Below are 2,446 nucleotides of genomic sequence, written 5' to 3'. Positions count from 1 at the left end.
GGGGCGGCGCCAGTTTCGATGCCGACAGCGGCGCGTTCCGGTTCTACAGCTACCGTGACCCGCGTCTGGCCGACACGCTGGCCGACTTCGACCGGGCATTGGACTGGCTGCACGGTGACGGTCACCCGTCACGGGCAGTGGAGGAAGCCATCCTGGGCGTGATCGGTGGCATCGATCGGCCGGCCTCGCCGGCCGGCGAGGCACGTCGGGCGTTTCATGCCGGGCTGTTCGGGCGCAGCGACGCGGCGCGCCAGGCGTATCGGCAAGCGGTGCTGGACGTGACGCTGGACGACCTGCGCCGGGTGGCGGCGGCCTACCTGGTGCCCGCGCGGGCCAGTACCGCGGTGATCACCAGCCAGGCCAACCTGCAGCGCGCCGGGGAGCTCGGGCTGACGGCGGTCCGGCTGTAGCGCGGCCGGCGGCCACCCGGTTCACGCAGGGCGCATGCCCCTGCCGGCGGGGCTGCTGGATCGGGTGGCGTTTTCGGGGCGCGCGGCGCTCGATGATCCGACGGCGCGTGCCCTAAAGGCCGCCGCTGCGCTTGCTGAGCTTGCGCTGCAGCGTGCGCCGGTGCATGCGCAGTGCCCGCGCGGCGGCGGAAACGTTGCCGTGGCAGTCCCTTAGCACGCGCTGGATGTGTTCCCACTCGATACGCCGGACCGACGGCGGCTGCAGCGGCGGCGGGCTGGGTTGCGCCGGCGCCGGGCTGCCGTCGAACGCCCGTACCACGGCCTCGGCATCGATCGGCTTGGCCAGGTAATAGGTGGCGCCGAGCTTGATGGCGTCGATGGCGGTGGGGATGCTGGCGTAGCCACTGAGCACGACGATGCGCATGTCCGGGCATCGTTGCAGCAGCTGCGGCACCAGATCCAGGCCATTGCCGTCGCCAAGGCGCAGGTCGATCACCGCGTGCGTGGCTTCCAGCGTCGGCAACAGGGCCTGGGCGGCCTGCAGGCTGTCGGCCCGTTGCACCCGGAACCCGCGCCGACCGAGCGCCGTGGCCAGCACCTGGCCGAAGGCGTCGTCGTCGTCCACCAGCAGCAGCTGCGGCGATTCGGTCGGGGGCGACGAGGGCATGTCAGGCCGCCAGGCCGGTCAGCGGCAGCCACACCTGCGCCAGCGTGCCGCCGCCGTCGCGGGCGCCGATGGCCAGCCGGCCGCCCAGGCGCTCGATGACGTTGTGGGCGAGATAGACGCCAAGCCCCAGGCCGCGCGGCTTGTCGGTGACGAAGGGCTGACCCAGGCGGGGCGACAGCGCGTGCGCGATGCCGTCGCCGCGGTCGCCGACCTCGATGGTCAGCGCCTGGCGGTCCCAGTGCGCCGACAGCTCGACCACGCTGCCGGTGTCGGCGGCGTTGTCGAGCAGGTTGCACAGCGCCTGGCGCAGCGTGTCGTCGGCCACTACCGGCGGCGGCGTGCCCTCGCCGGCCAGGGTCTGGCGCAGGCGGGTGCCGGGCCGCGTCTGCTGCCAGCCGTCGAGCAAAGCAGCCAGCCAGGCGTCGACGGCCTGGCGGCCGGCGCCCTCGGCACGGTCCTGGCCGGTGGCCGTCAGGTTGCGGGTGAGCACGGTGCGGCAGCGGTCGATCTGCTGCGCCAGCAGTGTCAGGTCCTCCCGCTGGTCGGCCGGCGCCTGCGCGCGCAGCTCGCCCACCAGCACCGCCATGGTCGACAGCGGCGTGCCCAGTTCATGGGCGGTGCCGGCGGCCAGCGCGCCCAGCGAGGCCAGCTGTTCGCTGCGCAGCGCGCTCTCGCGCAGGCGCGCCAGGTGCGCTTCACGGGTCCGCAGGGCGGTGGCCAGGCGGGCTACGAACACGGCGATGATCAGCGCCGCCGCCACCAGGCTCAGCCACATGCCCAGCAGGTGCAGGTCGAAGCTGTCGCCGAGGCTGCCGTGGTAGTGCGGCAGCGGTCGGTAGGCGAACATCACCAGCGTGTAGCCGGCCACGACCAGGGCGGTCAGGCCGGCGGTGTGGCGCATCGGCAGCACGGTGGCGGCCACCGCCAGCGGCAGCAAAAACAGCGACGCGAACGGGTTGGCGTAGCCACCGTTCAGGTAGAGGAAGGCCGTCAGGCCGACCACGTCCAGCGCCAGCTGGGCCGTCAGTTGCCAGGCCGACGGCTCCACGCCGCGCCTGGCCTGCCACCAGGCGGCGGCATTCATGGCGGCCGGCAGGCCCAGGATCAGGGCGTCGGCGGCCAGCGGCAGCGGCATGTGCAGGACGAAGGCCGCCAGCACAACGGCCGTCGCCTGGGTGGCCAGTGCCACGCTGCGCAGGTGTACCAGCAGCAGGGCGCTGGACGGGGATACGGTGGACATGGGGTCAGGTCGTGCCGGCCGGGAGCCAAGGACACATTTTAGTGTCCGGCCAGCGGGGCACGCTGCGGCATGGTGTCGCGGGCCGACTCCCCGGGGGTTGCGCCTTGGCGGCGCCGCCAAGGCGCCGGG

2 protein-coding genes and 1 pseudogene are annotated in these 2,446 nt (G+C 73.4%); 1 reads left to right on the top strand and 2 read right to left on the bottom strand.

The genetic code is table 11. The features are described from left to right. A pseudogene (locus ABYX71_RS11570) lies at positions 1 to 410 on the top strand (peptidase M16); the annotation flags it as partial. A 112-nt stretch (positions 411 to 522) separates the two neighbouring features. Here the strand turns inward: ABYX71_RS11570 and ABYX71_RS11565 are convergent. Both ABYX71_RS11565 and ABYX71_RS11560 read right to left on the bottom strand, forming a co-directional pair. Continuing rightward, complete coding sequence (locus tag ABYX71_RS11565) at positions 523 to 1,077, bottom strand: response regulator transcription factor (protein WP_372696645.1); 555 nt, start codon at positions 1,075 to 1,077, stop codon at positions 523 to 525. A 1-nt stretch (position 1,078) separates the two neighbouring features. Then, positions 1,079 to 2,317 (bottom strand): ATP-binding protein, encoded by a 1,239-nt coding sequence (locus ABYX71_RS11560; protein WP_372696644.1) that lies wholly within the window; start codon positions 2,315 to 2,317, stop codon positions 1,079 to 1,081. Positions 2,318 to 2,446: the final 129 nt, after the last annotated feature.

This window comes from Immundisolibacter sp., from assembly GCF_041625615.1.
Lineage (GTDB): Bacteria > Pseudomonadota > Gammaproteobacteria > Immundisolibacterales > Immundisolibacteraceae > Immundisolibacter.
The sequence above is the reverse complement of the archived record's forward strand: the minus strand, read 5'-3'. Positions and strand labels throughout refer to the sequence as shown.